This is a genomic window from Actinotalea ferrariae, assembly GCF_019733465.1.
Taxonomy (GTDB): domain Bacteria; phylum Actinomycetota; class Actinomycetes; order Actinomycetales; family Cellulomonadaceae; genus Actinotalea; species Actinotalea ferrariae_A.
The window spans coordinates 1-3,397 of the sequence record NZ_JACVQL010000274.1 but is presented as its reverse complement, the minus strand read 5'-3'; the positions used below and the strand labels follow the sequence as shown (position 1 = coordinate 3,397).

The window sequence follows — 3,397 nt, the reverse complement described above, 5'->3', positions numbered from 1 at the left end:
GCGCTGCCCTCTGCGCTCGCCCCGGTCCCAGGAGGCCTGGGCGGCCCCGCGTGGAGCCCCGTGCAGGGTGAGGGCGACACGGCCTGGACGCCCGCGCCCGACGGCGGCCCGGCGCAGGCCGCGTGGAGCCCCGCACCCGAGCCGGAGCGCACGGCCGTCCTGGACGCCGCGCACCTCCAGGCGCCTCCTGTACCGGCGGCGCCGGTCCCGGACGGGCCGCTGGCCGACCGGCTCGACGCCGTGCCGACGGAGCCGGTCGAGGTCGTGCTCGCGCTCGGGTCGAACATCGGCGCCAGCCACGACATCCTGCGGCAGGTGGTCCGCGACCTGGCGGGCGTGCCGGGCGTGGAGATCACCGCCATCGCACCGCTCGCGCGCACCCAGGCGGTCGGCGGTCCGGAGCAGCCGGACTTCCTCAACACGATCGTCCTCGCGCGCACGACGCTCAGCCCCCGCGGATTGCTCGCGGAGTGCCACCGGCTCGAGGACGCGCACGGACGCGTCCGGACCGAGCACTGGGGCCCGCGCACGATCGACGTCGACATCGTGCTCTACGGCGGCGTCGTCGCCGTCGCGGACGACCTCGAGCTCCCGCACCCGCGGGCGCACCAGCGTGCCTTCGTGCTCGAGCCGTGGGCGCAGGTGCAGCCGGACGCCATGCTGCCCGGGCTCGGCGGCGGGCCGGTCGCGGCCCTCGCGCAGACGGCTCCCGACCGCGGCGGCATCCGGTGGATGGCGCTCGACTGGTGGGCGGCGCCCGAGTGAGGTGCCGATGATGCGGCGCACCCCGTGGCCACGTCTCCTGCTCATCGCGCTGGTCGCCGGGGGGTTCGCGTTCGGCGGGCTGCGGCTCGCGGAGTCCCGCGGTGCGGCGCTGCTGCCCGTGCCGGTGCTGTCGTCCCTCGTGGTGCTCGTCATCGCCGCGGTCGTGCTGGGCCTGGGCTGGTCGGTGCGGCAGTTCACGCAGGGCAGGCGGCCCGGCCTCGACCCCCTGCTCGCGGCTCGCACCGTGGTGCTCGCCACCGCGTCGGCGTACACGGGCGCCCTCCTGACCGGCTGGTACGCCGCGCACGTCGTCCTCGTGCTGGGCGACCTCGAGATCCAGGCCCGCCGCGACCTCGCCGTGAGCGCCGGTGCGGCGATGCTCTGCACGGTCGTGCTGGCCGTCGTCGGCCTCGTCGTCGAGCGGTGGTGCGAGGTCCCGCCGCCGGACGACGACGAGGGCGGTCGCGGTGCGTCCGCGGCCTCCGGGAGCGCCGCCTGAGTGGTGCAAGGATGGGCCGCATGACCCAGCCCGTCCCGCCGGAGCCCGGCGCCACCGAGCCGGTCCCGCAGCAGCAGCCGCAGCAGCCGACGCAGGTGCAGACGCCGGCGCAGACGCAGGCGCAGCCGCAGGTGCAGACGGTGACCCCGCACGATGCGACCCCCGCGGCCGGACCGTTCGACCCGGCCGGCGTGCGCTGGCAGGGCGTCTCGCCGCGGCTCGTCTCCGTCCGGCTCGTCTCGGCGGCCATCACCCTCGTGCTCCCGCTCGCGGGCGGCGTCGTCGCGGCCGTCCTCAGCGGCGTGACCGGCCTCTGGGCGATCCCCGCGGCCGTCGTCGCCGTGCTCGTCGTCGTCGCGGTCGTCGTGCCCCGGCAGGTGCGGGCGTGGGGCTACGCCGAGCGCGAGGACGACCTGCTCATCCGCAAGGGCGTGATGTTCCGCTCGATCGTCGTCGTCCCGTACGGCCGGATGCAGTTCGTCGACGTGCAGGCGGGCCCGCTCGACCGCGCGTTCGGCATCGCGCGCGTGCAGCTCCACACGGCGTCCCCCGGCACGGACGCGGCCATCCCGGGCCTCTCGCCCGCCGAGGCCTCGCGCCTGCGTGACCGGCTGGCCGCGCGCGGCGAGGCGCAGCTGGCGGGCCTGTGACCGCGCAGGACCCCCTGCCCGCAGCGCCGACGGCCGACCCGGCCGCGGCGGGTCCCGTCGGCGAGCCCGTGTGGCACCGGGTCCACCCGGTGACCCCCGCGGTCAAGGGCTGGAAGATCATCGCCGTCCTGCTCGTGGTCGCGGCGCAGCAGGTCGGACCCAACCTCGTGAACGCGGGGGAGATGGTCGACTCCGTCGGCTGGCTGCCCGTCGTCGGCGTGCTCGTGGCCGTCATCCTCATCGGCTTCGGGTACGCGGCCGTCGCCTGGCGGATGACGCGCTACGGCGTCGACGCGGAGGCCGTCTACCTCAAGACCGGCGTCCTGTTCCGCCAGCAGCGGACCGCGCGACTCGACCGCGTCCAGGCGATCGACGTCGTGCAGCCCGTGCTCGCGCGGCTGCTCGGCCTCGCCGAGCTCCGGTTCGAGGTCGCGGGCGGGTCCGACTCGTCCGTGACGCTCGCGTTCCTCAAGGAGGAGTCGGCGCAGAGGCTGCGCAACGAGCTCCTCGCGCGCTCGGCGGGCATCGAGTTCGGCACCGAGGAGCAGCCCGAGGCGCCCGCCGCCCCGGAGCGCGAGGTGCTCGTGGTGCCGGCCAACCGCCTCGTCGGCGGGCTCCTGCGCTCGGTGAGCATCCTCGTCCTCGCCGTGGGCGTCGTCGCCGCGATCGTGATCACGGTCGTCTCGGGGCAGATCGGCATGGTCTTCACGATGCTGCCGATGGTGCTCGGCGCGGGCGGCTACTTGTGGCAGCGCTTCGCGGGCGAGTTCAACTTCCGGGCCGCGCAGTCGCCCGACGGCATCCGGCTCCGCCACGGGCTCCTCGAGTCGCGCTCGCAGACGGTGCCGCCCGGCCGCGTCCAGGCCGTCCGGCTCACGCAGGCGTGGCTGTGGCGGCGCAAGGACTGGTGGCGCGTCGAGGTCAACGTCGCCGGCTACGGCCAGGCCGAGAACCAGCAGACCGAGAACATCCTGCTGCCCGTCGGCGACCGCGACGACGCCCTGCTCGCGCTGTGGCTCGTGCTGCCTGACCTCGGCGTCGCCGACCCGCGCGCGGTGCTCGACGAGGCCCTCTCCGGCACCGGGACCGCGAGCCCGGGCGTGGTCGGCTCGCCCCGGCGCGCCCGCTGGCTCGACCCGCTCGCGTGGCGGCGCACGGCGGTCGTCGCGACCGAGCGCGCGGTCCTCATCCGCTCCGGATGCCTCGTGCGCCGGCTCGTCGTCGTGCCGCACGAGCGGACGCAGTCGCTCGGTCTGACGCAGGGGCCGCTGCAGCGGCGGCTCGCGCTCGCCACGGTCGTGCTGCACTCGACGCCCGGCCCGGTGCGCCCGTTCGTCCCGCACCTCGACCAGGCCGCCGCGGGCGCCTTCCTCGGCGAGCAGGCCGACCGCGCCCGTGCGGCGCGTGCGGCCGCAGGGCCCGAGCGGTGGATGCGGCAGCAGGTGGCGGCCCCGTGACGGTCCCGGACGGGGCCCGGCGGCCC

Annotated in this window: 4 protein-coding genes; all 4 read left to right on the top strand. The window is 76.5% G+C overall.

The features are described from left to right. Window positions 1-765: 2-amino-4-hydroxy-6-hydroxymethyldihydropteridine diphosphokinase (folK, locus tag ICW40_RS17635; RefSeq protein ID WP_308121894.1), on the top strand; the 765-nt coding region annotated here is incomplete at its 5' end. Between the two features lie 10 nt (window positions 766-775). Further along, window positions 776-1,264: a DUF3180 domain-containing protein gene (locus ICW40_RS17630; RefSeq protein ID WP_221655310.1), complete on the top strand. Its 489-nt coding sequence runs from the start codon at window positions 776-778 to the stop codon at window positions 1,262-1,264. A 20-nt stretch (window positions 1,265-1,284) separates the two neighbouring features. Then, window positions 1,285-1,914: a PH domain-containing protein gene (locus ICW40_RS17625; protein ID WP_221655309.1), complete on the top strand. Its 630-nt coding sequence runs from the start codon at window positions 1,285-1,287 to the stop codon at window positions 1,912-1,914. Next, window positions 1,911-3,371, top strand: coding sequence for a PH domain-containing protein (locus ICW40_RS17620; RefSeq protein ID WP_308121893.1), 1,461 nt, complete (start codon window positions 1,911-1,913; stop codon window positions 3,369-3,371). The genes ICW40_RS17625 and ICW40_RS17620 overlap by 4 nt, the downstream gene beginning before the upstream one ends. Window positions 3,372-3,397: the final 26 nt, after the last annotated feature.